This is a genomic window from Desulfosarcina variabilis str. Montpellier, assembly GCF_048565275.1.
GTDB classification, from domain to species: Bacteria; Desulfobacterota; Desulfobacteria; order Desulfobacterales; family Desulfosarcinaceae; genus Desulfosarcina; species Desulfosarcina variabilis.
Map to the genome: position 1 here is coordinate 3,265,824 of NZ_CP159846.1, position 25,685 is coordinate 3,291,508.

Sequence of the window (25,685 nt, forward strand, 5' to 3'; positions counted from 1 at the left end):
GCATGGCCCTTGCTGCACAAGCTTCGGATGGGTATAGCGAAAATGCAAAAATTCAGATTTCACCTGAATTTCAAAATGGGTTTTTTCAGCGTTCAGGCATCACGTTCCAGATTCTTTTCCACACCCAAGCCAGCCGTCGCCAATCCTGTCTGGTTTTAAATCTTTGATCGTCGATTGGGTTGGGATGTAAATTGTTCAACTTGGCAACCTTGAATCGGAAAACATAATCGGGTTCCGAGCCCATGCGCAAATCGGTCATGATGACATTCTCGTCCACAGTAGAAAAGGCATAATATCCCCTGGTGAACCATTTCAGTTTGACAACCGGCGGGTGTTCTTCGATTCCTGTCATCAGGGCCAGGTTTCTGGGGTAGAAATCGACGAACAACGGTGTGTCTTTATCGAATAGTGAGAAATAGGTTTCGAAATATTGGTCTTTATCGATGCCCACCACCCGCCATAGCAACGTAGTGAACGGTGCGGGAGAGGAGATGATCCGGGAATAGGATACCCCCTGACGCGCAAGTTTTTCCGTCACCCTGCGCTCGACAAATTCCCCGGCGCCAAACGCCCAAACGGTATAGCCCAGACTGAAAATCAGTCCAATCGTATTGATCCGATGGCCCAAGAAACGGTTTCTTTTTATCAATAATGCTGACAGGACGCCTATCAGTATCGGTAAAGTGAAAAAAGGATCAATGATGAATAGAATCGGGATTGCCATCGGCGTGGTGTCAAAAGGCCAGAAGATTTGCGTCCCATAGATGGTCAGCAAATCTAAAAGCACACTGGCCTCCAGCACAAGGAAGCACAACAGAACCCATCGACGATAATACCGCTTCGTTTCGGAATGAACCTTCGTGATAAGCCAGGCAATTATGGGCGACATGAGGGCCAACAGAAAAAGAGAATGGCTGAAGCCCCGGTGGTAGACAAAGTCATTGACCGGCCCGCCGAGGGGGATAAAAACATCCAGATCAGGTATCGTCCCCAAAACGGCACCCCACAAAAGGGCTTTTCTTCCGACCTTTTTACCAAGAACGGCCTCGCCGCAAGCGGCTCCGAAAGTCAGCTGGGTCAAAGAGTCCATCGTATTCCTAAGTCTTGTTCAGGATGATAATATGCACAGGTGGTTCATCGGATACCGGCCTTTGGCTGACGGGTGCAGTCATTGAAATGGGTTTTTTTTGACTATTTCCAGCAATGTAATCTGCCAGACGCCGAAAGCCTTCACTTCCGACCACTTCGAAATCACCTTCCACGTGGGTTTATGCCACGCTATACAAGGGAACAGGCACCCCATCTTCATTCATCAGAAGACGGGGCGACCATTCATTGCAATTACCGCAGAATTTGCGGTTTACACAAATTTTCCTTTTTAACGGCGCTGCGTCCACAACCTTCGCAGTAATGGGTAGCCGGTTTAATCAGTGTAATGTATGCCTGAGGATCCTTAACCTGAAGTTCTTCTTCTATAAATGCGCAAAGCGTTTTTACATTGTCATCACTCATTATATTGTTCCTCCAGTTTTGATTTAAATGCATATACCGCTTATTCAGAATCAACCGTTAAATGATCAGTTTGGTTTAAACGTTGGTACGTGTAACGGGATCGGCAATATGAGTAGAATAGTCGTTTGATGGTGGTGTAAACCTACCCATTAGAGACCTTGATGCGATCTGAATCTTAATCGAGTCGGAGGTTTGATCTGCTACCGCAAAGCTTCGATGTATGCACACAGCATGATTCTTATTCCATAAAACCAAGCTTGCTAAAAGGAGGTTTATCATGAATAAGATTAACTGCTTAACCGAAAAATATTCCAGTCGCTTCATTGGCCTTGTTATCTTACCGCTGGCCCTGGTGCTAGCTTTTTTAGGATTCCTGATCGTTCCCGTAGTGGGGCTCATTTTTTCTGTGCCCCTGTTTATTCTTGCATTCACATTTATTGCGGCACCTGAAAGCAAAGTCTGCCGACTCATACTGAAGAAAGATTCCGACTAGTTAAAAACCAGGACAAATCCCTGCTGGGTTTCCCATAAGTTTACAAGAAAGGACCATGCTCATGAACACTGAAACCAACGAAAACGTATACGTAAAGGTGAAAGATATGGCCGGTAATGAATTTGTTTGCCCGCTGAATGAACTCAGGGATGCGCGCAAAATCAGTGAAGCCGAATTGGAGGACTGTTTTGAGGGTGATGTCGTCGGCCGCTATGCCGGACTGCTGAACATCATCGATACGGAAACATGACCGCTTCCGCATCTCTCGTTTTGGCCAATCACCGCCCGGAAACCATCCCCCTGGCCCGGCGGCTGATGGCCGTCCACGACACGATCCTTCTCGAGGAGCCGCCCGAAAAAGGCTTCGAGCCCATGCTCGACGGAAAGATCAACATTGACGCTTATCTCGAAAACCAGGAGCTGGAGTATCCCGATTGTGAGGTACAGCGAATCTATGCGGTGTGGTTTGAACATTTTCCAGTACTGCAGTCACCCCTTGAGTTTATCGTACGAATCGATGCCACGTCGAGCTGAGAAACCATTTAAAATAAATTTGATCGTAGCGGCCATCGGCTTTCAACCGGGCCAAAAATTGATTTAGAAATTTCATGAAATCCGGGTCGTTTTTGCGTATCGCCCAGGCGATGGGCTCTTCTGTGAAGGGTTCATCCAGAAAGACCAGCTGATTCGACGGATGTAAAGCATGAAACACGGCATTGAAGGGAAAGTCATAGACAAAGGCGTCCGCCCTGCCTTCCAACACCCGCATAGCGCCCTCGATTTCCGTATCCGCAGTCTCATAGGCGGCCCTGGGAATCATACGTTGCACCGCCTCTTCACCGGTCGTGCCGGGTTTGGATACCACGACAAATTTGGGATCATTCAGGTCCTTGTAGGAATGAACGGTCTTCTCGTGCTTTGCATTCAGCAGCACGGTCTGCCCCACGGTCATGAAAGGGTCGGCAAAATCGACCTGCTGCTTTCTTTCCTCGGTAACGGACATTCCGCCGAAAATGATATCAAAACGATCCAATTTCAGTGCTGGAATAATGCTGGGCCAAATGGTGTCGACAAACACCGGCTTGACGCCCAGCGCCTTGGCCATCTCAATGCCCACATCGATATCGAAACCCATCAGGCTGAGCTGGCGACCTTTGTGCCGGAACCCGCCGTGCCGAATCTCCTTCTGGCGCAGTCCGCTGCGTTGGTCAATCATTTCAAACGGCATGTACCCGACCTCCAGGCCGATGCGCAGTTCACCGCGTTGGAGAATCCCCGCCAGCGCTGAACCTTCCGAGAATTCCAGATCGGCTGCCGACGCCGGCCCTTTCCCCGGCCCAATCCACATCCCGGACAGGATGAGTGCAGCCAGTATTGTCAAACGAATAAGCTTACCCATGTCCTGATCTCCTTTATCCTTTTTCCTCGTGACGCCTGCCAATCCAGGCGCGCCGTTTAGGCGGCGCCTTGTTCAGCCGCCATTTCGGTCAGTTCATTTTCTTCCTCCAGAGGATCGATGGTGATATTGAACCAGCCGTAAAGCATGGACACAAGCGGCGTAATCCAACAAAAAAAGTTAAATGGCAGATACGCGATGGTGGGCACCCCCAAAGTGGCCGCCTGATAGGCCCCGCCCGAGTTCCACGGCACCAGATTGGCCGTTACCGTGGCACTGTCCTCGACCGCCCGCGACAGGTTCTTGGGGTGCAGGCCCTTGTCGGTATACGATTGGGCGTACATTTTTCCGGTCATCACGATGGACATGTACTGGTCGCAAAGAATCAGGTTGGAGCCGATGGCGGTCAGGATGGTCGCCGTTATCAGGGAGCCGCTGGTTTGCGCCTTTTTCAGGATAACGGTTACGACGACCCGCAGCTGGTTGGTCTTTTCCATGATACCTCCGAACATCATGGCACAGATCACCAGCGACACGGTATACATCATGGATTCGAATCCGCCTTTGGTCAGCAGGTTGTCCACCGCCTCCACACCGCTGTTGCTGGTGTAGCCGCCATAGGCTGCCGACAGCAGGCCACCAAAGGTGTTGCCCTGGAAGATCACCCCCAGAATGCCGGCCGCCAGGATGCCGATCACAATGCCCGGGACCGCCGGTATCTTCCGAAAGGCCAGCGCCATGACAAGGATCGGGGGAATCAGCAACAGCGGATTGACGGTGAACTGGGCGTCGATGCCGGCCAGGATCTGGTTCACGCTTTCCAGGTTGGCCTTGCCGCCGCCGTAGAAAAAGCCCAGCACGATTTCGATGACCAGGGTCAGCCCGTAGCTGACACCGGTGGTATAGACCATATGCTTGATGTGCGTGTACAAATCGGTACCCACCATGGCCGGCGACATGTTGGTGGTGTCGGACAGCGGGGACATCTTGTCTCCGAAATAGGCGCCGGAAAGCACGGCACCGGCCACGACCGGTAAGGGAAACCCCAGCCCATCGCCGATACCGATCAAGGCGATGCCGATGGTTCCCGAAGTGCCCCAGGAGGAGCCGGTGGCCAGGGAGGTGATCGAACAGATGATCAGCGTCGCCGGCAGGAATATTTTCGGATGCAGGATTTTCAGGCCATAGTAAAGCAAGGTGGGCACCACTCCGGTTAAAATCCAGACGCCGATGAGAATGCCAATAATGACCAGAATCACGATGGCCTGGAGCGAATTGGTGATGCCGTCGAGCATGCCGGTTTCGACCTCTTTCCAGCTGAAGCCGGCCCGCAGGCCCACAATGGCCGCCACGAATACGCCGAGCAGAATGGGAACGTGGGCGTCGGTTTCATAACGCAGGATCGCCAGGCTGATAAAAACAATCAAGCCCAGGATCGAAAGCAATGCCTCCCAGAGATAAGGATCGCGCTTTTGCCGTTTGGTTTCCATGGTGTTCCTCCCTTTATACCGAATGGGCCTTCGATGGCATTGCCTTCAGGCAACCTTGATTAACATGACGGGGACCGTGGCCAGCCGGGACACTTTTTCGGCAACCGATCCGAACATCACTTTTTGGATGGGGCTTCCCGTTCCCATGACGATGAGATCGATCCCCTCGGATTCGACATAATTTAGGATTTGCTTGTAATGGGTTCCGGAAACCACCGCTCTGCCGGCAATCTGGGTGCCGCTTAAATGTCGTTTTTCAAATGCGTCCAGCTTCCTTTGCGCCTGGGACAGGACATGACTTTCAAAGTCGCTTGCAATGCGCTTGAAGTCAGGCTCCGGCGGATCTGATACGTACGTGTCCACGAACCAGTCAAAACGTCGCAGCACATGCAGCAGATGGACCTGTGCATCGAGTTGTCTGGCCAGGGTCACCACATAGGGGGCCACCTTGGGTGAGATGTCGGTGAGTGCGACGGGGTAGAGAATACGCTTAAAATCTTCCATAGGCGCCTCCTTACGGTGAAGGTTATGAAAAGGTTTTCTGGCTTGAACAATGACATTTCATCCTAATAGTTAATTGTAACGTTTGATTTTTCCTGACGCAATTCGGGCTTGATCGTCTCTGAGATCCGCTCGTAATGATCCCATCAGCATATATAAACCGATCACGTTGAATACTGACATGGCAAAAATGGCGGCATCCGTTTTTATAGACCATTGTAGGTCTTCAGGGCCTCGATCAGTTGAGCTTGTTCATGCGTTAGAAGCTCCTGATTATCTTACTCTTGGGAATGGTAAGGTGTAGATTTTTGTGAAGAATAGACTCTGACGAATAAATCTGTCAATTATTAAAGTGATTTATCCACGATCATGCGGAAATTGCGTTCCTTTTAATGTTTGCTGTCTTCGGCGAGTACGGCCGCAAGGGCGCTGGAGCCCTTTACCGCGTTGACTGTGGCCGGAATTTCCTCAGGCTAGAGAAGGCGAAAAACATCGAATCGAAAGGCTTCTGTCTGCCTCTCTTCGTGCGTGTACGTGGCGCCCTCCACGGCAAGCATGCGCACACCGGGACGAAAGGTCACGCGCAGACGCGACGCGCCCTTTGGGAGATGGATGGTGTCAATACCGCGCAGGGTTTGGGCAGCGTGAAGGATTTCCACCTCAAGCGCGTGGTGGATGGGCGGCTGTGCTGCAGAATCGAAGGCTGCCGGGAAAAGGATACACAGTCCTGCCATGGCAATGACAAAAAATAGGGCGCAGGGCGCGTAACACATGGGTATGTCGAGAATCGGATGTCATCATGACCGAACGAAGTAAAGCAAATGTACGTAATGGTAGTTCTGGGCTGCCACCATACGATCAAACGACCATCGTTGTCTTTGACTTTTAATGCCTTATCCTTTTTTTAACGCACTTACGAACTAATCCAGAGGTACGGTCAATAAAATAAAGGAATATGCTCATGAATACTATGAAAATGTACCTCCGCGTATTTATTGCTGTCGGCGGTGTGCTTCTTGTCCTCGGTGGCATGGGTGCGGTTAAAGGGCTTCAAGTTGAAGCGTTGATCGCCCGAAGCGAATCGTTGGTCACTGCGCCGCAAACCGTCACAGTGGCAACGGCAAGGATGACCCGGTGGGACAACACCCTGTCGGCAGTGGGGTCTTTGGAGGCTGTTCAGGGAATGCTGGTATCTGCCGAGATGTCGGGCAAAGTCGATCAGATCGCCTTCGAGGCAGGTACGCAGGTGAAAGCTGGGGAATTGCTGCTGCAGCAGGACGTTTCAGAGGAGCGTGCCGCATTACGGGCGGCAAACAGCCGTGCCCGGCTGGCAGGTAAAGCGCTGCAGCGTGCCAAACTGCTGAACAATGAAAACGTCGTCACGGAATCGGTATTGGATGAAAAGGAAGCCGAGTACGAACAGGCCGTTGCCGAGCGGGAGCGAATCGACGCCATCATCGCCAAGAAGACCATCCGGGCGCCATTTGCTGGTCGACTGGGCATCCGCCTTGTGGATAAGGGACAAGTCCTCGAACCCGGACAAGCGATCGTATCGTTGCAATCCGTCGACCCTATTTTCGTAAACTTCAAGCTCCCCCAACAACACATCCACCACCTCGAAACCGGCCTTGGCGTGCGTGCCTATCCGACGGCAACCAAGGATGACCCTATTTCAGGGCGCATAACGGCCTTGAACCCCGACGTGGATCCCGACACGCGCAGCCTCCAGGTACAGGCCATACTGGCCAATACAGGCGAACGGCTCCGACCGGGAATGTTTGTCCGTGTGAGTGTGCTGATGCCGGAGCCGGAACCGGTGCTCATTATTCCCGTAACGGCCGTTTTGCATGCCCCCTATGGCGATTCCGTGTTTATCTTAGATGGTGGCGCTGCAGCATCGGACCAGGGCTCCCCTGTCCTCCGCCAGACATTCGTCAGGCTCGGTGAAAAACGGGGTGATTTTGTCGCTGTATTAGGCGGCCTTCAGTCGGGTGAAGCCGTCGTCAGCACTGGCGTTTTCCGGCTGCGCAACGGCATGCCGGTGACGATAGACAATCGCCTGTCGCCCGATTTTGAATTGACTCCCCAACCGGAAAATGCATGAGGCGGATCGATCATGAACATCACCGATATTTTTATCCGCAAACCGGTTTTATCGCTGGTTGTAAGCATACTGATCATCATCGCCGGCGTGCAAGCGCTGCTGACATTGAACGTTCGCCAATATCCGCGCAGTGAAAATGCGGCGGTGACGATCACGACCGCTTATGTGGGCGCCGGCGCAGAACTGGTGCGGGGTTTTGTCACGACGCCATTGGAACGCGCCATTGCCGCCGCCGACGGGATCGACTACATCGAGTCCCAAAGCCGCCAAGGGGTCTCAACGATCACGGCTCGGCTGGAGCTCAACGTGGATGCGGTCAAGGCATTGTCGGAAATCAGTTCAAAGGTCGATCAGGTTCGAGGCAATCTGCCGCCGGAAGCCGAGGTGCCAGTCATCAACGTCGAATCTGCGGACAGCCGCTTCGCCGCCGCCTACCTAAGCTTCACCGCGGACATTTTGCAGCAAAACCAGATTACCGATTATCTGGTACGGGTGGTCCAGCCGCGCCTGACGGCGATTACCGGCGTCCAGCGAGCAGATATACTGGGGGCACGGACCTTTGCCATGCGCGTTTGGCTCAAGCCCGACCGCATGGCGGCCTACAACATCAGCCCGGCAGAGGTGCGCCGGGCACTAGCCGCCAACAATTTCATTGCGGCGGTGGGACGGACCAAGGGCGCCTTGGTGGAACTCAATTTATCCACCAACACTGACCTCAGATCCGTAAAAGAGTTCCAGCAGTTGGTGATCCGCGAGCAGAATGGTGCGCTGGTGCGTTTGCAGGACGTCGCGGAGGTGGTGTTGGGCTCCGAAGACTATGACACCGACGTGCGCTTTTCCGGTCAGACCGCTGTATTCATGGGTATCTGGCCACTACCCAATGCCAATTCATTGGATGTGATCACAGCTGTTCGCAAGGAGATGGATGCGATCGTAGCGACGCTGCCCAGCGGTTTGAACGGTCGGGTCGCCTACGACGCGACCCAATACATCGACAGTGCCATCAGCGAAGTGACCCAAACACTGCTGCTTACCTTGGCTATCGTGGCCGCCGTTATCTTTCTTTTCCTGGGATCACTGCGTTCGGCACTCGTCCCCCTGGTTGCCATTCCCCTGGCCCTCGTCGGCGGCCTGTTTCTGATGCAGATTTTCGGATTCAGCCTCAATTTGCTCACATTACTCGCCATTGTGTTGGCGGTGGGGTTGGTCGTGGATGATGCGATTGTGATGGTGGAGAACGTCGAACGGCACCTGCGCAAGGGGCACCCTCCGGTGCAGGCGGCCCTGATCGGGGCCCGGGAGCTGGTCGGGCCGATCATCGCCACCACGGTGGTCCTGGCGGCCGTCTATGCGCCGATCGGCCTGCAGGGCGGTTTGACCGGGTCCCTTTTCCGGGAATTCGCCTTTACCCTGACCGGCGCGGTGATCATATCCACCGTGGTGGCGCTGACCCTCTCGCCCATGATGTCGGCCAAACTGCTCAAACCGGGACTGGCAAATCGCGGACTGGCGAAACGGATCTCCCGGGGCTTTGGCCGTATCCACCGGCTTTACGGTCGATGGCTGGATATTACCCTTCAATCCAGGCCGGCGGTTTACGCGGTTTGGATGTTGCTGGGGCTGGCAACGATTCCCATGTTCATGATGTCTCCCAGGGAACTGGCACCCACGGAAGACCAGGGGGTGATCTTCGGCATCGTCGACGCAGACGCCAGTGCCACGCTTGACCAAACCAGCCGCAATGCAGCCGCGGCCAACGATGTCTTCATGGGGATCCCGGAGACGGAATTCACCTTCCAGATCACCTCGCCCTCATCGGGATTCGGCGGCATGGTGGTATCCCCCTGGGAAGAACGGGAGCGAACCATCTTCGAAATCATGCCCGAGGTGCAACAGGGGCTGAGTCGAATCCCTGGCATCCAAATGTTTGCCGTGACCCCGCCCGCCCTGCCAGGCGGTGGTCAATTTCCGGTGGAGTTCATTCTGGCAGCCACAGACGAGCCGGAAAAGATTCTGACATTTGCCCACCAACTGCGGGGCAAGGCCATTCAGAGCGGCCTGTTCGCCTTTCCGCCCATCATCGATGTCAAGTTCGATCAGCCCGAGGCCCAAATCGTGATCGACCGTGATCTGGCGGCCGATATCGGACTGAATCTCGAGCAGGTGGGCAGGGATCTGTCTTCGCTGGTCGGGGGGGATTTCGTCAACCGGTTTACCATCTCAGGGCGCAGCTACAAGGTCATCCCCCAGGTTCAGCGGGTGGACCGCCTGACGCCCGAACAATTGAAGGACGTATACGTGACTGGACCGGAAGGGCGCCTGATACCCTTGAGTACGATCGCACGGGTGGAAAAACGCACGCTGCCGCGTTCGATCAATCGGTTCCAGCAGTTCAATGCCGTTAAGCTGAGCGGGGTGGCGATTCGGCCTCTGGATGAGGCCCTGACCTTTCTGGAAAAGGAAGCCGCAAAGATATTGCCGCAGGGATATATCCTCGACTACACGGGCGAGTCCCGCCAACTGCGTACCGAGGGCAATACATTTCTTCCTGTTTTCGGCCTGGCACTGATACTTATCTTCCTGACCCTTGCCGCTCAGTACAACAGCTTTCGCGACCCATTTGTCATTTTGGCCGGGTCCGTTCCCCTGGCAATGTTTGGAGCCCTGATTTTTTCTTTCCTCAAAATGCCCGATCCCAACGCGGCATTCTGGACCGACGGTTGGACCACGACGCTCAACATATACTCACAGGTTGGCTTGGTGACCCTGGTGGGTGTGGTGTCGAAAAACGGCATTCTCATTGTGGAATTCGCCAACACGCTTCAACGCCAAGGCATGAGCAAGCTGGAAGCCATCCGTGAGGCGTCCCTTACACGACTGCGGCCGGTCCTGATGACCAGCAGCGCGACCATCGTGGGATATTTTCCCCTGATTCTGGTCAGTGGCGCCGGCGCGGCTGCACGAAATTCCATTGGTCTGTTTTTGGTGGGGGGAATGACGGTGGGCTCCATCTTTACCCTTTTCGTCATTCCTTCGCTTTACATGTTGATTGCCAAGGACCACCAGCGGGAGCCTGTCTCTGCACAAACGCCGTCCGACGGAACGTGCCTGGCACCGGTTATCAAGGGCCTTCGGATTCCGACCAAATGCCACTTGGTGGCCGACGCCGAATGTCAGTGGTCCATTTCCTGTGACAAAAGATAGGATGCGGCGAATTCGGCATAGACGGCACAATCATTCCCCGATGTGAAGCGATCTGCTACTGACTTCCGGCTTGACGGACCGGGAACAGATGCGGTAGTTAGGACATAAGCTTTCCCAACACGATATCTCCATTTTACCCCAGTTCTAAGGGCGATTGACATGCATCTTACCAGATCCAATGGATTCCGGTCTGTGACGTTTGGTGTTGGCCCGTTCCAAATCGATCTCAAACCACGCCATTGGCGATGAAAGGGCCATGGATGCGAAGATCGATCCTTGGCATCACGATGATGGGAATCATTCTGTTGCTCTCAGGCTGCGCCTGGTTTGCCCAAGGCCCCATGGATGTGCTTTATTATCGGGCGGATGAGAATGCTTCTCAGGTTAATCTTTTTGTATTTATGCGCGGGATCGGCGGCAGCCATCGCAGTTTCGAAAAGGAAGGGCTGGTGGACGATGTGCGAACCAATAATCTGCCCTTCGATATGGCCGCTCCCAATGCCCACTTCGGATACTATTCCAATCGTAGCCTGATCAAACGTCTCAAGGCGGATGTGATCGATCCGGCACGATTACATGGCCAAGACCACATCTGGCTGGTGGGGTTCTCCATGGGAGGGCTGGGTTCACTGCTCTACCTGCTAAAGCAGCCCAATGATATCGACGGCATTTGCCTGATATCCCCCTTTCTGGGATATGATACGATCATCGAAGAGATCCAGGCCGCCGGCGGGGTGCGATCCTGGTCGCCCGGGGCCTACGACCCGGAAGAGGACTGGGAGCGGATGCTGTGGCACTGGATCAAAGAGAATGTTGGCAACGATCAGCCCGTGCCGGTTTACCTCGCATACGGTGAAGAAGACAAATACGCTAAGGCGCACGCCTTGCTGGCGGCGGTTTTGCCCGCCAATCGGGTGGTGCACATTCACGGCGGGCACAGCTATGAAACGTTCAAAGCCCTTTGGGACCGCTTTTTGGAAAGTGAAATCTATATGCCTTGACAGCGCATTATTGCGGGGGTGCGAAAATAGAAAGCCACGGTGGACACACCTTTTTTTTCAGTGTTTTGGCATAGGGTTCCAGATTCCTTCTCATAACCAAGCCAGTCGCCGCCAATCCCGGTTGGTTTTCAATCTTTGATCGTCGATTGGGTTGGGATGAATTCTTTCAAGGCGTTGATGTTCGGCTCCCGGTCCTCAATGCGCTCATAGAAGGAATTCAACGCGGGTAAGGCTTTTACAGCGCCCAATTGTATTAACTTGGCCGTTTCAAGGCACCGGCACCATTTGACGCCTTTGTGGCGAAGCCAATTGCCGATACTTCGTGCCTGAGCGCGACCGGTTTCATTCAGGTTGCGCTGCATGGAACAGTCGCCAATCTTAAAATTATAAGGTGGTGTCGATTGCTTTGCCAGTGTCCATGCGGATTTAGGTGCGTCGGGCTCCCTTCTGCGACATCAAAAGCGTTGGAATAAGACGCTCTCCCCCATAGCTGGTGCCGCCGGTAAGCAGAAGAATCCACGGCTGATACTGGTTCACATTTAATGCCACGATGGGGTCAACAGCGGAATCCCCATGATAAGCCCACCGAGGATTGTGCAGAAGATCAGGGCAGGAGGATCGACTGATGAGATCTATCCCGCCGGGGATGGTGGCAATCTACCGGTTCGACTTGCACGTGATTGGATCCGCAAGCAGGCCCAGAACAAATAAATCCATTTGGGGAAAATACTGAGACTCAATGATAGCGGTCATGCGCCCCAGGACAATCCCTTTTCCGCCAGGGTCGATACCGAAAAAACGATTTGGTGTTATGGCCACCGGAACATCCAGGGATTGGCCTACGATTCACTTCGCAACGTGGGAGGAAAAAATGCGAAGCATGAAATTTCTATCCCTTTTCATCATTGCCCTTATGTTTGCAAGTTGTGGCCACTACCCTATCGTGTCGGTATCTTGCCATTCTCCATAAAGATCAAGGAATACATTACCCGTAAAAAGCAGGCTTATTCTTGGGAACGGATTCATAAGGGCCTCCGGCTCAGTTCCGTTAAAGGAAGATATAAGAAATAATGATCATAGCTGACAAAACTAATTTTATTTTTAGGAAATATCCAGCCAAACGGGCTGATATCCCCCAAGCAGAAAATCTCCGCTAATCAAAATGTTCTCATTGCGCAAAAGATTCACCGCCTCATTATATAAGTTGACGAATAGGCGCTTTCAAGCAGTCTCCGTTTTTTGTTCGTAAATATGAATATCGCGCTGAGGGAAAGGAATGGATATGCCTTGGGCATCAAACGTTTTTTTGACCCTTTCCGTGGTTTCAAAGAATATGTCCCAGACATCTGCTGATTTTGACCAGGCGCGCGTGGTCAGATTCACACTGCTGTCGGCCAGTTCGGATAAAACCACCACCGGCTCAGGATCTTTGAGCACCCGTTCGTCATTGGTAATGACATGCATGATGATCTGACGGGCTTTGTCGATATCATCGCCATATCCGATGCTAAACACCATGTCCACCCGACGGGTACCTTTGGTGGAGTAATTGACGATATTGTCCCCAGAAATTTTGGCGTTGGGGATGATGATGGTCTTATTGTCCGGCGTTTTTAGTTGGGTTGTAAATATTTGAATCGATTCAACTGTCCCGGCAACACCTGCGCCCTCAATATAGTCACCGACCTTGAACGGCCTGAAAATGATCATCAATATACCGGCCGCGAAATTCGACAAGGACCCTTGGAGGGCCAGACCGATGGCCAAGCCGGCAGCACCCAGCACCGCGATAAACGAAGCGGTTTGGATGCCCAATTTGTTCAACGCTGCAACAATGACAAAGGCCAGCAACGCCACATAGCCGAGGTTGCTAACGAAGGAAACCAGCGTCTCGTCAACCTTTCGTTTGACCATAAGGCGCTCGATGAGTCGAATCACTCCTTTTGCCACCCATCGTCCAATAACAAAGATGGCGATCGCACTGACGACTCTGAGGCCATAAAGCGTCAGTGTCGTGTATACTTTATCTATCAGATCAGACCATTCCATAAGTTCCTCCTTTGCCTCTGAAATTAAAAGCTATTACCTTTGACGACGTAATTGGTGTTGGTACTTTGAAGTACAATGAATCATGACGCTGTTCGAGCACAAGCATTGAAGGCAAGATGTAAAATACATGCGTGTTTGAATTTCAAAAAACAAGCAACCTGAATAGTCATACCGGCTGTGGTTTTATATGAACATCCCGCTGGGGATAAGGAATATCGATGCCATGCTCTATGAAAACATCCCACATGGCAACGCGCAGGGCAATACCGACATTGGAAATTCCGTTCTCAGGATCGTTTATCCAGATATCGTGTTCGAAACACCGTATTTCGGTGGTATGCTCAAACACAAATGTATATGGTCCGGCATCGCATGACCTTCAAGCAACTCAATCCCTTTTTGCCGACACAAATCTCGAATGATCGACCCGATCTTTTTCCTGAGTTTCCCGTAGATCGTATCTTGCCGAAACTTCGATGTGAACAAAGACCTGGCCTGTTTGTTGTTGCATATTTCCATTTTCATCCCATGCATAAGGCATGGCAACCCCACTTAATGTTTGCATAGATGATTTCAACCTTCTGTTCATGAATTTCTCTATCGGTTTTGGCTATAATTGATTTTTATAGAATGTAGTTTCTCATATACTTGATATGATTTCCCTGCGCTCTGGCAGGCAATGTGGCGCCATTCGGAAAACACTCCAAAAACGGCCCCCGGCCTCGAAGCCGAGGGCCATCATGGACCTTCATCATCTGTATTACGGTGTTACCGGCAACTTGATCGGTGCGAGGGGCTCCATCGTTTTCTCGTTCTGCCGGATGCCGAGCCTGCTTGCCGGATACCACAGACCCATGGCCTTGGCTGTTAGCGGGATGCCGACTGCTGCCAAAACAAGCACCAGCGTGGTCCACCAGCCGTAGGTGGCGTAAAAAATCGGGCTTAGCGACACCAGGAACAGCTCGATGGGCGCGATAATGATGTAGGCCAGTCCGTAGTCTTCCAGCGTGCCGCTTTCGTAATCTGGATCCACGATGCGAAGCAGGGTGACGCCGAATGCAACCACGCCCGTGCACCATCCGAAATTGAAAATCCCGCGTTCGAACCAGTAGTTGTTCAGCATGCGAGGGGCCATCACCAGCAGATTGAACACAACCCAGAGCACGCCTGCGATCACGAGGAACAACAGCGGCTGCCAAAAGGTCACGACAACGGAGATCTTTATGGAGGCCACGCCAAAGCCCACCATGAAATCCGACACGCCGGATCCGATACGGGTGATGGTTTTCTTATCCACGTAGGCGTCCATTTTTATGACGCGCAGCAGCCGTTGCAGCACCATGGCTGCGAGAATAGCGGTACAGACCTCCGGCATATACAGCGGCTTGCCCCCGATGGTCAGCCAGGAGATGGACCCGATCCATTTCGTAATGTAGATACCGGCAAGCGTGGCGGCGCCCACAAGCGCAGCGTGCCATGCCAACGGATCAATGGACATGGGTGACACTGTGCTCTCGCCCAAAGCCGTTCTCTCCTTGGTGGGGATCAGGCCGGTGCGTAGCGAATCCGGGAGTGAACCGGCCTCTTTTACGATGCGGGTATAGTTGCGCTTGGTGGCGAAGCGGATCAGAGCCACCCCGCCGAAGATGGCGATCAAAAGACCAATGGTGGCCATGGTCATCCCCACGGAGATGGCGTCATGAAAGCCGAACTTTTCCAGCGTCCCACCGATCGCCGTGGCATAGCCGTGCCCGCCAGCGAACCCGGCCGGCAGCATCCATGCGAATCCCTCGTGAAGCGAGGGCCAGAGAAATTTCATGACCGTCATGCCCAGCACTGCAGCCAGCGCAAACTGCGCCACTTCGGCAAACACGTTGAACATCAGCGTGCTGCCAGCCTTGTTGAGCACTTCCTTTTTCGATTTCGTTTGGCTCTGGCCGATGGGAAGCGTGGCGAAAAGGATCACCACTAGCAGCCAGGCGTACTTGCCCATCATGGCTGAAAACGGGATGACGTCCAGCAATTGTGGGCCTAGTAGCAGCCCCAGGAAGCCGGCGATCACGGACGCCGGGATAAAGTAGTCCTGGAAAATGGGTATCTTGGCCCGGAGTACTTTTCCGACAAACAGCAACGCGGCCATGAATCCGAAATCCTTGAGAATGGCCAATGGGGCGCCGCCCATAACATTGGCGATTACGGTAGGATCTTTGACGGCTTCGGCAAACAGTTCGGGGGTCATTTTTTATTCTCCTTATATATTAGGACGTTTTATAATGGTTGGTTAACGGCAAAACTGCCTGCCAGTATTCTTCAGGGTGTGTTCGTCACGCATGTAGTTGGGTGCACTGCCATTTCGCTGAATGGCGGTAAACCCCTCCTGATCATAATCTTCGAATTCGTATGCCGGTGCCGAGTCCGGGCTGGTTTCCCGGCAAAGGTTGATGTGCCGCTCGAGTTTGGCGATGGAGAACGAGACCAGCTCTTTGAGGAAACCGAAGGCGTGGCGCATTTGCGTGAAACCGTATTTTTTCATCAGGGCAAAGCCGTTCGCCGCGTCCGCCTCGGCCAGAACGGACGGATGTTCCTCGTGCGTCGTGCAGCCGCTGTGAATGGATGGAAGATCCAGTCTTTTGTAGACATGGCTGAGGAGCAGGTTGGCTGCGTTGTGTGAGAGAAGGCCCAGATCCACGGCGTATTTTTTATTGATGCTGGCGATGGACGGCAGCCCAGCGGGCACCACCACCGTGCCCGGGTTTACGAGCTGGGCCAGCGTGATGCCGAATAGCGCCTCGGCGTGGGTCAGTGTGAGCAGGCCAGACATGGAATAAGGGGCGCTAAGACCGGCCATGGGCATGGTGGACACATATACAGGGATGCCCCGGCGCACACACTCCAGAAATGGTGGTAGCATGCCGCCGATCACGCTCAGCGGGCTGTTGATGATTGAAAATTGCACCGTGATGCCACCACGGCTGTGGTGGATCTCCTCGGCGCGACGGATGCCTTCCTCGGTTACGGCCGCCACGTATATAGGCTTGTGAAAGTGCTCAATCATGGCGTTCATGACATCCACCTCGCGGTTACGAATCAATACGCCGCGTGCCATGAAGGCAACGTCGTCGGCCTTGTCGGCGATCTTGGCGATCTGGACCAAGTGCTCGATGGTCGGCTGAACCAAATCGCCTGTCATGTCGTCATGGATGAACGGTGCCGTGCCACCGACACCGAAAGCGTTTTCCGGAATCCAGTAGGAAGCGGCTTTCGGTGTTGTTTCCAACGCCTGCTCCACCAGCGACGACAGCACATGAATGTGGCCGGTGGTCTCGTCGAAAGCGGCCATTCCGGTATTTTCGAACAATTCACGGACGGTGGGATCCGTGCATTTCACGCCGACTTCTTCCAGTACACGCATGGCGTCTTTGTGGACACGCGCGAGCATCGGCAAATCTGTCAACCGATCGGAAGCGCTGACTTCGGGAATGGGAAACGGAACGACAGATGCCGGTTTTGCCGGTTGGATACGGACATTCATTGAGGTTTCGGTTGCTTGGGTCATTGAAATCGTCATTTTCATTTCCTTTTTTGATTTTCAGGCGGCGTTGTGCCGCTTGTGGTTTTTCACAGCCAGATCGGCCGTATGGTCCAGTACGTCTTTGAGATCTTTCATTTTATCGCTGGCCACCAGATAACAGGCGACACCGTGCTTTCTGACGGCGACTTCCAAAGAGCGGCTGTTGGTCCAAGTGATAGTGACAATCCGAACGTGAATGGGATGGTTGCGATTCATGGTTCTCCTTTGCCTTTCGGGTCCATTTTCTGCCCGAGGTCATGGCAACCATCGTGCCAGAAGCAAGATATTTATAATGTCTTGATATAGTAGGGTTTTATTGTTTAGATGAAAACAGGGGGATAGGGTCCCTACACCCCATATAAATGAAAAACCACTGAAGTTATTTAACAATAAAGAAAATGTGGTGTGGCTGCCCCATTAGGCTGCAAAACCCTACTTTTTGGGCTGGTGAATGCGGTGGGATTTGATTTTCGAAAAAAGTGTCTTTCGGTTGATTTGTAAAATGTCGGCGACTTTGCCACGATGCCAGTTGTGTTCGTTCAACAGGCGTTCGATGTATCGTTTCTCGAAACGATCCAGAGCTGTGCGCAGGTCCGTCGTCTCTGTGGGATCGGTATAATTCCCGTCTCGCTCCGGTCGGAATGCGGGCGCCCCCTTTTTTCCGGCAAAGTCGAGTCGGCCCAATGCCACGTAGCGATGCACCGTGTTTTGAAGCTCCCTCACGTTGCCCGGCCAGGAATGCCCCATGAGGGCTTCCATGATGTTACCTGTAAAAGGGGGGATGGTCTCGTCTTCATATTTTTCCAGGAAATGGTCCACCAGCAGCGGGATATCCTCTCTACGGCGTCGCAGTGGCGGAAGCTGAACGGGGATGACATGAAGCCGGTAATAGAAATCCTCTCTAAAGCGGCCTTGTTTAACCAAATCGTCGAGGTTCCGGTTAGTGGCCGCCACAATACGAAAGTCAGACTGCTTTACCTGGGTCCCACCCACCGGCGTGTATCCGCCACCTTCAATGGCCCGTAGCAGCTTGACCTGCAAGGCCATGGCGATGTCTCCGATTTCGTCTAGGAACAGCGTACCGCCGTCGGCTGCGTCGAGCAATCCGGCTTTGGGTACGTCCGCACCGGTAAAGGCGCCCTTAACGTGTCCGAAAAACTCGCTTTCCAAGAGATTTTCCGGGATGGCACCGCAGTTGACCGGAACGAAGGTGTTCTTCGTACGCCGGCTCAGCTCATGAATAGCACGGGCCGCCAGCTCCTTCCCTGTTCCGGACTCGCCGGTTATGATGACCGGATCTTCCGATGCGCCTGCCTTAACGATCATCCCGTAGACTTCCTGCATGGCCGCGCTCTTACCGATGATACCCCCGAAGCGGAATCGGTCTTTCATTTCTTCCCGGAGTTTTTCGTTCTGCTGGAGGATGGCCAGTTCCGTCTCCTGTTGCTGGGTAATGTCGGATAGGAATCCTTCAAAGGCGGAAAACTCCTCCACATCCCTGGCCACCCCGGCACCCTGATCTCCCACCCACCGGTAGGCACCGGATCGTGTTTTCATGCGGTACATTAAACGGTACGGGACTTTGCGCTCGATGGAAGCCCGCAGGCCTTCGGTGACCATTTTGACGTCTTCAGGGTGAACCAGCTCTCTGAGAGAGGCGATCCGCTGCAAACCGAAGTCATCTGAAGGATAACCTAACAGGAATTCGACGCCTTTGCTGACGAAGACGATCGTCCGATCAAGATCGGCGTGGCAGCGGTAGACCGCTCCCGGCAGGTTTTCCATGAGTGTGGATAGCATGCGGTCTTTTTCCTTAAGCGCCTCGCCTGCAGACTGACGGGCCTCGATCTCTCGTCCCAACGCTTGACCGCTTTGAACCAATTCCAGCGCCTTGCGCCGCACTTGGCGTCGAAGGATCATGCTTGCAAAGAACAGCAGTGCAGCAATTCCCAATGCGGTCACGAGTGCGGTGACGATCCACCGCGACATTCTTTTCTGATCGGCGGTCATTGCCCACCGGTTCATTTCCCAACGATGCATGGATTGGTGAAAAACGGAATCCTTGTCTGTTTTAAATCGACCCAAATGGGCATCGATGGCGTGCATCAATTCCGGACTCGATCGCTTAGGAGCGGCAAAACGCAGTTCCGTTGGCATGAAGATGATCGTGCTTTTTTTGATTCGGTAGTTCTGGGCGTGAAGGAGGCCAAATATGTTGTTGGACACACCCGCATCTACGCGTCCGTCTTCTACGAGCTGAAATATCGTGTCGTAATCCTCCACGGCGACGAATTCGCACTCCATCCCGAGATCCCGAATCAGTTTCATCAGGGCGTCCGAGAAAATGCCCTTACGGTAAACGGCAATCTTACGGTCGTTTAGATCCGTGATCGATTTGATATCAAGTCCCTGCCGCGTATACAGTTGGCCCCAATTCGTAAGGACGGTCTCATTGTTGAAACGGTAGCGTGACGCCCGGTCGATGGACCAGGCGATGGCGGGAAGCAGGTCGATTTGGCCGGTTTCCAATCGCTCGATACAATCCAGCCACGAGCCCTCTATATAATTGATTTGCCAATTTTCCTGGGTGGCTATGGCGTTTAGAAGGTCGGGATAGACGCCCTTGAAATTACCGGTACCGTCTCTGAATATCAAAGGTTTGTAGTCGTATGCGCCCACGTGGACAATACGCGCGGACTCAGCCTGAAGAGAAGATGGCACCAGGGCGTATATAGTCACAAGGAGGAAAAGGATTGTCCCGTATCGCTTGGTAACGGTCATGAATTAATGGATACCATCCCCTTGAAGAAGCTGTCAAATTGCTACATTGATCGGCTCGTAGGGGCGACAATCCAACATAGCGTAGATGCGACTCGGCGCTCGGTCATGCCACTTCTTTGCATCCAATGCCCGCTGCAATCGTTCATTCAACGGGCATGCAAGCAGGTGAGCCATGAACAATGCGACGATGATTAACGTAACTGATCATCATCGGTATTCACCGCTGTGAACACATTAATTACGCAGGGCCATAGAATGCCTCCGGCAGTTTTTCGAAGGCCGGTCTGGCGAATAGATATCCCTGGAAAAGCCTTATCCCCTCGGCTTGCAACCAGCGGAATTCGCTTTCCGTCTCGACCCCTTCCGCGATCACCTCTATGCCCAGATCCGTGCAGGTGCGACGAATGCCCCGTATGATCGCTTGCTTGGGTCCCTTTTTTTCAACATCCCGAACAAGGCGAAGGTCCAGTTTAAGAAAGTCCGGCTGAAATTCGGCAAGCAGATTCAATCCGGCATATCCCGCCCCAAAATCATCAATTGCGAACAGCAACCCGGTGCTTCGGTAATCCCGCAGCGCCGCTGAAAGATCTTTTAACGACCCGATGAACTCACTTTCCAGGATTTCCAAAACGATCTGCTTGGGCGAGATTTTAAACCGCTGTGCCGCCTTCAGAATTGACGCGATGGCGGAAGGAGAGGATGACGCCACGGAGGGCATGATATTCAGATTCAAACGTGTTGAAAGTCCCCGGTACGCCGCCCAGTGTAAGGCCAGAACGCAGCTTTGATCATAAAAACCAGGCCGCCTGGTTGCAGGAATGTCGTTGATCACGTCAATTGCGGATTCTTCGTTTATGCCGCGTACAAGCGCCTCATAGGAAAAAATGCTGCCGTCCGTGACACTTACAATGGGTTGAAAGGCAAAGGAATAGGGCTCGTTAACGGCCGGTCTGCCGGCACTGGCTGATGGAAAGGCGCCATTCAAGCGATACTGCCATGCAGAGCCTTCGTCCCCGATATGGTTGCTGATTTCAGCCCGCCAGCGGCCCTTCTTGAACAAATCGAGCAGTTTCCTCGCTCTTCCGCTATCAATTGCTGTAAGCGGGGCCTCTTGCAGGAAAAAGTCATTGATGCCGACTATTTTTTCGACATCCACTTTAGTGAGGTCGGCGTACCCCATGGTCCAGTCGCCGAATGATCGTTTTGCTATGGGCTCACGGATGATCACGGTAATGTTGCGGTGCCTGTCATCCTTTTCAATGGAGGAAACGAGCTGGTCGACCTTCTTTTTTTCGCCTTCGATGACCTGGAGGAAACTCCGCCCTGCACAGAGCAGCATCCCCGTGATACCCAATTTTTCGTTTCGTTTTTGGGAAACGCGCAGCAAACGCTCGACCCCATCCCGAGTCAGCGCGCTCGTCGCGGCACTGCAATAGACAACCTGAATTAATGGGTATGTTGGCGCGTTCATGGTGTTCGAATGTAACCTGCTCTTATGATGATCGATCTTTTTCCGAGCAAACCCGCCCCGTCGGCCTTTACGGTGGTTGTCCATGCTGCTATACAACCGTTTTAAAATTTACCAAAAATGGTAAAGCATGATCAAGGCCAATCGATCGATGGCAATCAGTATTTGTTCAATTGATAACAGTTTCCTTTGGGGGGAGCCTGTTTATCACAACGTTCCTGGTTTGACCCGTTGATGGCATTTGCGGTAGATTGGCGCCGTAGCGATAGTATCGCTATGGTATCTGACGTTTCTGGCAGGTTGAAATGTTTCAAGAGCGTTTTATTGGGTCGCACACTGTGAAAACGGATTCATCCGATGCGTTGATCAATGGAGGTGTCGTAGAAAAGTGAGTATTTATCATTTAGACAAATTGCTGAAGCCCAAATCCGTTGCCGTAATCGGCGCCAGTAAAAAAAAAGGCAGCCTCGGCGAACTGGTCGTGCGCAATTTACAGAGCCTTGATTTTGAAGGTACGATTCTGCCTGTCAATCCCAACTATAACAGCATATACGGGTTGCCTTGCCGTCAACGCGTCGATGAACTTGAGCCGGATATCGATTTGGCCGTCATTGCCACCCCCATTCATACCGTCCCGTCGATCTTGAATGCTTGTGCTGAAAATAAAATCCAATCCGCCCTGGTGGTTGCCGATACCCGCAGAGAAATCGGTGAAAAGAGACACGTCATCGAAGCTGAAATATCGAGAATCGTGGCGAATAGTGGTATTCGTGTGATCGGCCCCAATAGTGTCGGATTGATTAACACGGCCGCCGGGTTGAATATCAGTTTCGCGTCCGCCATGCCCAACCGCGGAAAGTTGGCGTTTATCTCCCAGAGCAGCTCGATTTATACCTCAGCCCTGGACATGGCATTATTGGAACAGATCGGATTTAGCTATTATATCAGCGCGGGATCCATGGCGGATGTGGATTTCGGGGATTTGGTGGATTATTTTGGCAACGACAAAGCCGTCGGCAGTATTTTGCTCTATCTTGAACAATTGAAAAACCCTCGCAAATTTCTAAGTGCCGCCAGAGCGGTGTCGCATTTTAAACCCATCGTGGTATGGCGGCCGGAACAGAGTATGGCCGGTCGCCACAATACCATGGCGGACACTGCCATCGAGGATATTCACGGTGCTGTCTACGATGCCGCCTTCGACCGGGCCGGCATCGTTTCCGTAAGCAGTATCGATGAGCTGTTCAATTGTGCGAAACTCATGGCCCAACAGCCGCGGCCCAGAGGCAAAAATTTGGTGGTGATCAATAATGGCAGCGCGCCGGGGCTACAGACTGCGACTGCCATGGTTCGCTGCCATATGCAACCCATGGCATTGCGCCCTGAAACCATGGAAGCGCTGGATCGGGTGCTGCCACCGTACTGGAATCGAAACAATCCCATCAATATGTTGAGCGGCACCGATGCAAAAAGCTATGTCGGAGCAGTTTCAGCCTGTCTGAATGACAAATCGGTCAACGGCCTTTTGATCACCATGGCCCCGGAAGCCGCTATATCTCCCACCGAGGTGGCCCGTCGTCTTGTGCAAACCGTCAAAGGTGCTCGAATACCGATCCTCGCCTCGTGGTACGGCGGCCGTGATATGGAAGAAGGCAAGGCACTTTTTAATGCGGCCGGAATTCCCACGTTTCGCACACCGGAAAAAGCCATTCAGGCGTTCTCGCATCTTCTCGAATACAATCGCAACCAGGAGATGCGTTTGGAAGTTCCGGACAAATTGAACCGGGGCCTGAATTTTAACCAAGAAGTAGCCCAAACAGTGCTGAAGAAGCACGACGCACACGAGAGTAGTTTTTTAAATATATGGGAAATCAAAGAACTGTTGGAGGCCTATGGCATTCCATTTGTTTCCACGCATCCGGTGAAGGATGAACAAGAGGCCATTGCCGCAGCCGAAACCATCGGTTATCCGGTGGCCATGAAGAAGCAATCGATTGACGCTTCTTCTTTTGAACTAACCGATGGGATTGAACTTGGCTTGCGCACACCCGCGGACGTACACTACGCATTGGCAAGAATGATGGCGGACAACAACAAAACACAGCCAGATGATCCAGCCCCCCCTGGTGTTATTCTCCAGCCCTATATCACGCGGGCGGATTACAAGCTTATTTTTGCTATCAAAAAAGATCCCCAATTCGGGCCAGTTCTGCTATTCGGTATGGGCGGAGTATTGTCGCTGGTGTTTGACAAACCCAGTGTGGGGCTGCCGCCCTTGAATCGGCTTCTGGCGAGAAGGATGATGGAAAATTCCCGTGCCTCCCATTTGCTGCGGGGCTACCGCAACCGTCCTGCCGCCGATATGGAAAAGCTGGAGGAAATGTTGATTCGTCTGGCGCAAATATCAGTGGACTTCCCCCAAATCGATCAACTGTTGATCAATCCGGTGATTATTAAAAACGGGAAGGTCCTGGCGCTTGACGCCCAAATAAAATTGACATCCACCCGGATTTTGTCACCCAAGCATCTGGTAATCAGTCCATATCCCAAACATCAGGAACGAATCGCCACTACCAAAGACGGTCGCCCCTTGTTCATCCGTCCCGTGAGACCGGAAGACGTCCCCCTGTTTGTTACGTTTCGGGAAAGCCTGTCGGAAAGTTCATTGTATTACCGGTTCTTCCGTAATATCAGTGAATTCACCCCCCGACAGCTTCACCTTTTTACCACCATTGACTATGATCGTGAAATTGCCTTAATTGCGCTTGCCAATATTGACAAAGAAGAGAAGATGCTCGGCGTCATTCGTATTTTGAGCCATCCTGACAGGAAGAAAGGCGATTTCTACATCATTGTCGCCGACGCGATGCAGGGCCAGGGCATCGGTTCGATTCTTTTGCATACGGCATTGGATATCGCTCGCAAACAGGGGTATGAGACCATATTCGGCGTTGTGCTGCCTGAAAATGAAGGCATGAAAAACCTGTCCAAAAAAGTTGGATTTCAGGTCAAATTCAACTTTGATGAGAGAGTGTTCGATTTGAGGTTGGATTTGGATACCCATTCAGATGCCTGAAAACACAATATCTTCATACTGCATTATCAGATACCAACATTGAAATGAGCATGGATGAACACGCACAATAATCCTGCGGAAGGGGCATCTGCCGTGTCCCCCGACCCGCCGGACAGCACCTCCCTGGGGCTCCTCGCGGCGGTGGGGGCCTTTGGCACATGGGCCATTTTCCCCATCTATTTCAACCTGATCGGGCCGGGGGTGTCTTCCTGGGAGATCCTGTTGCAGCGGGTGCTGTGGGCGGCGGTGTTTTTGCTGGGGTATGTCATCATTGCCGGGCGGCTGGATCGGATCAGCGCCTTGATCCGGAGACCCAGGGTCATGTGGGCCCTGGCGGCCAGTGCCCTGGTGCTGATCGGTAATTGGGCCACCTTTATCTGGGCCGTCACCCATGGGGAGATCCTTCAGAGCAGCCTGGGGTATTACATCAACCCCCTGCTCAATGTTTTTTTGGGCTATTGTTTTCTGGGCGAGCGGCTGCAGCCCCTGCAGCGCCTGGCCGTGGTTCTGGCGGCGGCCGGGGTGCTCATCTGCCTAATCGGTTACGGCGAAGTGCCCTGGCTGGCGCTGATGATGGCCGGGTTTTTCGGCATGTACGGGTTGATTCGCAAACAGGTGCAGGTCGACAGCGTCACCGGTCTGCTGGTGGAAACCCTGCTGATGACGCCTGTGGCCTTGGCGTGGCTGCTGGTGATGGTCTCCCGGGGCGAATCGATGTTCCTGCGGGCCGGCCTGTCCATCGACCTGATGCTGGCCGGATCGGGACTGCTTACCATCTTGCCGCTGCTGCTATTCGTGGTTGCCGCCAAGCGGTTGAAACTGGCCACCGTTGGCCTGCTGCAATACATCGCCCCCACCGGGCATTTTCTCACCGGTGTGTTTTTAACCCATGAGCCCTTTACGGCGGCGGATGCGGTGACCTTCGGCTGCATCTGGACCGGACTGGCCCTTTACACGGCCGATATGTGGATCTGGCATCGCAAACGCATGACCGCGGTGTCCAAATAGCGATTTGGCTGATAATGGGGAACTGTGCGGC

General features: G+C 53.0%; 25 protein-coding genes. 10 read left to right on the plus strand and 15 right to left on the minus strand.

Annotated elements, in window-relative coordinates:
• Nucleotides 1–85: 85 nt before the first annotated feature.
• The 3 genes from Dvar_RS14470 to Dvar_RS14480 all read right to left on the minus strand — a co-directional run bounded on the left by Dvar_RS14470 (nt 86) and on the right by Dvar_RS14480 (nt 1,512).
• Nucleotides 86–1,090, minus strand: a complete 1,005-nt coding sequence (locus Dvar_RS14470) for a metal-dependent hydrolase (RefSeq protein ID WP_419662408.1) — start codon at nt 1,088–1,090, stop codon at nt 86–88.
• A 7-nt stretch (nt 1,091–1,097) separates the two neighbouring features.
• Nucleotides 1,098–1,262 (minus strand): heme-binding protein, encoded by a 165-nt coding sequence (locus Dvar_RS14475; RefSeq protein WP_419662409.1) that lies wholly within the window; start codon nt 1,260–1,262, stop codon nt 1,098–1,100.
• 79 nt (nt 1,263–1,341) lie between these two features.
• Nucleotides 1,342–1,512 carry a hypothetical protein gene (locus Dvar_RS14480; RefSeq protein WP_419662410.1) on the minus strand — a complete coding sequence of 57 codons (171 nt, stop codon included), beginning with the start codon at nt 1,510–1,512 and terminating at the stop codon, nt 1,342–1,344.
• A gap of 277 nt (nt 1,513–1,789) precedes the next feature.
• On the opposite strand from Dvar_RS14480, the gene Dvar_RS14485 reads away from it, so the two are divergent.
• From Dvar_RS14485 to Dvar_RS14495, 3 genes are all read left to right on the plus strand, one after another.
• Nucleotides 1,790–2,005, plus strand: coding sequence for a hypothetical protein (locus tag Dvar_RS14485; protein WP_419662411.1), 216 nt, complete (start codon nt 1,790–1,792; stop codon nt 2,003–2,005).
• Between the two features lie 61 nt (nt 2,006–2,066).
• The gene (locus tag Dvar_RS14490; RefSeq protein WP_419662384.1) at nt 2,067–2,255 is read left to right on the plus strand and encodes a hypothetical protein; all 189 of its coding nucleotides are present in this window, start codon (nt 2,067–2,069) and stop codon (nt 2,253–2,255) included.
• Nucleotides 2,252–2,539, plus strand: coding sequence for a hypothetical protein (locus Dvar_RS14495; protein ID WP_419662412.1), 288 nt, complete (start codon nt 2,252–2,254; stop codon nt 2,537–2,539). Before Dvar_RS14490 ends, Dvar_RS14495 begins: the two co-directional genes overlap by 4 nt.
• On the opposite strand, the gene Dvar_RS14500 is transcribed toward Dvar_RS14495, so the two are convergent.
• The 4 genes from Dvar_RS14500 to Dvar_RS14515 form a co-directional block, all read right to left on the minus strand.
• Nucleotides 2,508–3,404, minus strand: a complete 897-nt coding sequence (locus tag Dvar_RS14500; protein ID WP_419662413.1) for a transporter substrate-binding domain-containing protein — start codon at nt 3,402–3,404, stop codon at nt 2,508–2,510. The two genes, Dvar_RS14495 and Dvar_RS14500, sit on opposite strands and share 32 nt — an antisense overlap.
• 56 nt (nt 3,405–3,460) lie before the next feature.
• Nucleotides 3,461–4,891 carry a Na+/H+ antiporter NhaC gene (gene nhaC, locus Dvar_RS14505; protein ID WP_419662414.1) on the minus strand — a complete coding sequence of 477 codons (1,431 nt, stop codon included), beginning with the start codon at nt 4,889–4,891 and terminating at the stop codon, nt 3,461–3,463.
• 45 nt (nt 4,892–4,936) lie between these two features.
• Nucleotides 4,937–5,395: a universal stress protein gene (locus tag Dvar_RS14510; protein WP_419662415.1), complete on the minus strand. Its 459-nt coding sequence runs from the start codon at nt 5,393–5,395 to the stop codon at nt 4,937–4,939.
• A 470-nt stretch (nt 5,396–5,865) separates the two neighbouring features.
• Nucleotides 5,866–6,165, minus strand: a complete 300-nt coding sequence (locus Dvar_RS14515; protein WP_419662416.1) for a hypothetical protein — start codon at nt 6,163–6,165, stop codon at nt 5,866–5,868.
• Between the two features lie 197 nt (nt 6,166–6,362).
• On the opposite strand from Dvar_RS14515, the gene Dvar_RS14520 reads away from it, so the two are divergent.
• The 3 genes from Dvar_RS14520 (at nt 6,363) to Dvar_RS14530 (ending at nt 11,701) form a co-directional block, all read left to right on the plus strand.
• Nucleotides 6,363–7,496 (plus strand): efflux RND transporter periplasmic adaptor subunit, encoded by a 1,134-nt coding sequence (locus tag Dvar_RS14520; protein WP_419662417.1) that lies wholly within the window; start codon nt 6,363–6,365, stop codon nt 7,494–7,496.
• Between the two features lie 12 nt (nt 7,497–7,508).
• The gene (locus Dvar_RS14525; RefSeq protein WP_419662418.1) at nt 7,509–10,700 is read left to right on the plus strand and encodes an efflux RND transporter permease subunit; all 3,192 of its coding nucleotides are present in this window, start codon (nt 7,509–7,511) and stop codon (nt 10,698–10,700) included.
• A 260-nt stretch (nt 10,701–10,960) separates the two neighbouring features.
• On the plus strand, nt 10,961–11,701 hold the full coding sequence (locus Dvar_RS14530) for an alpha/beta fold hydrolase (protein WP_419662419.1): 741 nt from the start codon (nt 10,961–10,963) through the stop codon (nt 11,699–11,701).
• 128 nt (nt 11,702–11,829) lie between these two features.
• Here Dvar_RS14530 and Dvar_RS14535 read toward each other — a convergent pair whose 3' ends face one another.
• On the minus strand, nt 11,830–12,063 hold the full coding sequence (locus Dvar_RS14535) for a hypothetical protein (RefSeq protein ID WP_419662420.1): 234 nt from the start codon (nt 12,061–12,063) through the stop codon (nt 11,830–11,832).
• A gap of 355 nt (nt 12,064–12,418) precedes the next feature.
• On the opposite strand from Dvar_RS14535, the gene Dvar_RS14540 reads away from it, so the two are divergent.
• Nucleotides 12,419–12,772 carry a PQQ-dependent sugar dehydrogenase gene (locus Dvar_RS14540; RefSeq protein WP_419662421.1) on the plus strand — a complete coding sequence of 118 codons (354 nt, stop codon included), beginning with the start codon at nt 12,419–12,421 and terminating at the stop codon, nt 12,770–12,772.
• A gap of 150 nt (nt 12,773–12,922) precedes the next feature.
• Here the strand turns inward: Dvar_RS14540 and Dvar_RS14545 are convergent, their stop codons facing one another.
• The gene (locus Dvar_RS14545; protein WP_419662422.1) at nt 12,923–13,750 is read right to left on the minus strand and encodes a mechanosensitive ion channel family protein; all 828 of its coding nucleotides are present in this window, start codon (nt 13,748–13,750) and stop codon (nt 12,923–12,925) included.
• 187 nt (nt 13,751–13,937) lie between these two features.
• Here Dvar_RS14545 and Dvar_RS14550 point away from each other — a divergent pair, with 187 nt between their 5' ends.
• Nucleotides 13,938–14,126: a hypothetical protein gene (locus Dvar_RS14550; protein WP_419664260.1), complete on the plus strand. Its 189-nt coding sequence runs from the start codon at nt 13,938–13,940 to the stop codon at nt 14,124–14,126.
• Here the strand turns inward: Dvar_RS14550 and tnpA are convergent.
• From tnpA to Dvar_RS14580, 6 genes are all read right to left on the minus strand, one after another.
• Nucleotides 14,048–14,284, minus strand: coding sequence for an IS200/IS605 family transposase (tnpA, locus tag Dvar_RS14555; RefSeq protein WP_419662423.1), 237 nt, complete (start codon nt 14,282–14,284; stop codon nt 14,048–14,050). The two genes, Dvar_RS14550 and tnpA, sit on opposite strands and share 79 nt — an antisense overlap.
• A gap of 226 nt (nt 14,285–14,510) precedes the next feature.
• On the minus strand, nt 14,511–15,989 hold the full coding sequence (locus Dvar_RS14560) for a sodium/glutamate symporter (protein WP_419662424.1): 1,479 nt from the start codon (nt 15,987–15,989) through the stop codon (nt 14,511–14,513).
• 42 nt (nt 15,990–16,031) lie between these two features.
• Nucleotides 16,032–17,318, minus strand: coding sequence for a trimethylamine methyltransferase family protein (locus Dvar_RS14565; RefSeq protein ID WP_419662425.1), 1,287 nt, complete (start codon nt 17,316–17,318; stop codon nt 16,032–16,034).
• Nucleotides 17,319–17,339: 21 nt separating this feature from the next.
• The gene (locus Dvar_RS14570; protein ID WP_419662426.1) at nt 17,340–17,537 is read right to left on the minus strand and encodes a hypothetical protein; all 198 of its coding nucleotides are present in this window, start codon (nt 17,535–17,537) and stop codon (nt 17,340–17,342) included.
• A gap of 216 nt (nt 17,538–17,753) precedes the next feature.
• Complete coding sequence (locus Dvar_RS14575) at nt 17,754–20,102, minus strand: sigma 54-interacting transcriptional regulator (protein WP_419662427.1); 2,349 nt, start codon at nt 20,100–20,102, stop codon at nt 17,754–17,756.
• Between the two features lie 238 nt (nt 20,103–20,340).
• Nucleotides 20,341–21,573: a diguanylate phosphodiesterase gene (locus tag Dvar_RS14580; protein WP_419662428.1), complete on the minus strand. Its 1,233-nt coding sequence runs from the start codon at nt 21,571–21,573 to the stop codon at nt 20,341–20,343.
• Nucleotides 21,574–21,958: 385 nt separating this feature from the next.
• Here Dvar_RS14580 and Dvar_RS14585 point away from each other — a divergent pair, with 385 nt between their 5' ends.
• Both Dvar_RS14585 and rarD read left to right on the plus strand, forming a co-directional pair.
• Complete coding sequence (locus Dvar_RS14585) at nt 21,959–24,646, plus strand: GNAT family N-acetyltransferase (protein ID WP_419662429.1); 2,688 nt, start codon at nt 21,959–21,961, stop codon at nt 24,644–24,646.
• Between the two features lie 54 nt (nt 24,647–24,700).
• Nucleotides 24,701–25,654: an EamA family transporter RarD gene (rarD, locus tag Dvar_RS14590; RefSeq protein WP_419662430.1), complete on the plus strand. Its 954-nt coding sequence runs from the start codon at nt 24,701–24,703 to the stop codon at nt 25,652–25,654.
• Nucleotides 25,655–25,685: the final 31 nt, after the last annotated feature.

Excerpts from the sequence above, each read along its gene's own strand:
- tnpA (WP_419662423.1), bottom strand. The coding sequence starts at position 14,284 with ATGCATGGGATGAAAATGGAAATATGCAACAACAAACAGGCCAGGTCT.
- Dvar_RS14490 (WP_419662384.1), top strand. The coding sequence starts at position 2,067 with ATGAACACTGAAACCAACGAAAACGTATACGTAAAGGTGAAAGATATG.
- Dvar_RS14480 (WP_419662410.1), bottom strand. The coding sequence starts at position 1,512 with ATGAGTGATGACAATGTAAAAACGCTTTGCGCATTTATAGAAGAAGAA.
- Dvar_RS14565 (WP_419662425.1), bottom strand. The coding sequence starts at position 17,318 with ATGACGATTTCAATGACCCAAGCAACCGAAACCTCAATGAATGTCCGT.
- Dvar_RS14470 (WP_419662408.1), bottom strand. The coding sequence starts at position 1,090 with ATGGACTCTTTGACCCAGCTGACTTTCGGAGCCGCTTGCGGCGAGGCC.
- Dvar_RS14545 (WP_419662422.1), bottom strand. The coding sequence starts at position 13,750 with ATGGAATGGTCTGATCTGATAGATAAAGTATACACGACACTGACGCTT.
- Dvar_RS14580 (WP_419662428.1), bottom strand. The coding sequence starts at position 21,573 with ATGAACGCGCCAACATACCCATTAATTCAGGTTGTCTATTGCAGTGCC.
- Dvar_RS14515 (WP_419662416.1), bottom strand. The coding sequence starts at position 6,165 with ATGTGTTACGCGCCCTGCGCCCTATTTTTTGTCATTGCCATGGCAGGA.
- Dvar_RS14575 (WP_419662427.1), bottom strand. The coding sequence starts at position 20,102 with ATGACCGTTACCAAGCGATACGGGACAATCCTTTTCCTCCTTGTGACT.
- Dvar_RS14530 (WP_419662419.1), top strand. The coding sequence starts at position 10,961 with ATGCGAAGATCGATCCTTGGCATCACGATGATGGGAATCATTCTGTTG.
- Dvar_RS14500 (WP_419662413.1), bottom strand. The coding sequence starts at position 3,404 with ATGGGTAAGCTTATTCGTTTGACAATACTGGCTGCACTCATCCTGTCC.
- Dvar_RS14510 (WP_419662415.1), bottom strand. The coding sequence starts at position 5,395 with ATGGAAGATTTTAAGCGTATTCTCTACCCCGTCGCACTCACCGACATC.
- Dvar_RS14485 (WP_419662411.1), top strand. The coding sequence starts at position 1,790 with ATGAATAAGATTAACTGCTTAACCGAAAAATATTCCAGTCGCTTCATT.
- Dvar_RS14570 (WP_419662426.1), bottom strand. The coding sequence starts at position 17,537 with ATGAATCGCAACCATCCCATTCACGTTCGGATTGTCACTATCACTTGG.
- rarD (WP_419662430.1), top strand. The coding sequence starts at position 24,701 with ATGAACACGCACAATAATCCTGCGGAAGGGGCATCTGCCGTGTCCCCC.
- nhaC (WP_419662414.1), bottom strand. The coding sequence starts at position 4,891 with ATGGAAACCAAACGGCAAAAGCGCGATCCTTATCTCTGGGAGGCATTG.
- Dvar_RS14560 (WP_419662424.1), bottom strand. The coding sequence starts at position 15,989 with ATGACCCCCGAACTGTTTGCCGAAGCCGTCAAAGATCCTACCGTAATC.
- Dvar_RS14525 (WP_419662418.1), top strand. The coding sequence starts at position 7,509 with ATGAACATCACCGATATTTTTATCCGCAAACCGGTTTTATCGCTGGTT.
- Dvar_RS14520 (WP_419662417.1), top strand. The coding sequence starts at position 6,363 with ATGAAAATGTACCTCCGCGTATTTATTGCTGTCGGCGGTGTGCTTCTT.
- Dvar_RS14495 (WP_419662412.1), top strand. The coding sequence starts at position 2,252 with ATGACCGCTTCCGCATCTCTCGTTTTGGCCAATCACCGCCCGGAAACC.
- Dvar_RS14550 (WP_419664260.1), top strand. The coding sequence starts at position 13,938 with ATGAACATCCCGCTGGGGATAAGGAATATCGATGCCATGCTCTATGAA.
- Dvar_RS14535 (WP_419662420.1), bottom strand. The coding sequence starts at position 12,063 with ATGCAGCGCAACCTGAATGAAACCGGTCGCGCTCAGGCACGAAGTATC.